Raw genomic sequence first — 874 nt, forward strand, 5'->3', positions numbered from 1 at the left:
CCGCCCGCCGCCGGGCGCGCGGCCGTGAGCGGGCGCCGGGTCGCGCTGCGCAAGCTCGGCGCGCCGGCGGCGGTCGCCGGGCTGCTGGCCTGGGCGGCGCTGCGCGCCGTGCCGCCCGGCGGCGAGCTGGTCAACCGGGGCGGGCTGGGTCTGCTCGGCGACATCGCGGCGAGTGCGCTGCGCCCCTCCCTCGACCCCGGGTTTCTCGCGGTGGTGGGCGAGGCGGCGGCCACGACGGTGGCCCTGGCGCTGCTCGGGACGGCGGGAGCGCTGGTGCTGGGCCTGCTGGGCGGGCTCGTCCTCAGCGACGCGGCGTGGAGCAGCCGGCTGCCCTGGCCGGTGCGCGCCGCGCGGCTCCTGCTGCGCGGCGCGCTGGTCGCCGTGCGCTCGGTGCACGAGCTGGTGTGGGCGCTGTTCCTGGTGAGCGCGCTCGGGCTGGATCCGCTCGTCGCCGTCCTGGCGCTCGCCCTGCCGTTCGGCGCACAGAGCGCCCAGGTCTTCGGAGAGACCTTCGACTCGGTGCCCGGCGGTCCGCTGCGCGCGCTGCGCGCCGCCGGGGCCCGGCCGGGCCCGGCGCTGGCCTACGCCCTCCTCCCGGGCACGGCACCGCTCCTCCTCTCCTACTCCTTCTACCGGTTCGAGTGCGCCCTGCGGTCCACGGTGGTGCTCGGGGTCGCGGGCGCCGGGGGGCTGGGCTTCGAGCTGACGGTCAGTCTGCAGTCGCGCAACTGGGACGAGGTCTGGACGCTCGTCGCGGCGCTGCTGGTGCTCGCGGGCCTCGTCGAGCTGTGGAGCAACCGGGTCCGCTCCGAGGTCGCCGTGGTCACCTGCGCCGACTGGTCGGTGGGGCGGGAGCGCGGCCGCGCTCCCAGCG

At 78.4% G+C, this 874-nt stretch carries 1 protein-coding gene; it reads left to right on the forward strand.

The genetic code is table 11. From position 1 onward, the window contains the following. A partial coding sequence (locus G5C65_RS37850; RefSeq protein WP_165303605.1) for a PhnE/PtxC family ABC transporter permease occupies positions 1-874 on the forward strand: 874 nt, incomplete at both ends.

The sequence above is a fragment of the Streptomyces boncukensis genome (assembly GCF_011045075.1).
GTDB classification, from domain to species: domain Bacteria; phylum Actinomycetota; class Actinomycetes; order Streptomycetales; family Streptomycetaceae; genus Streptomyces; species Streptomyces boncukensis.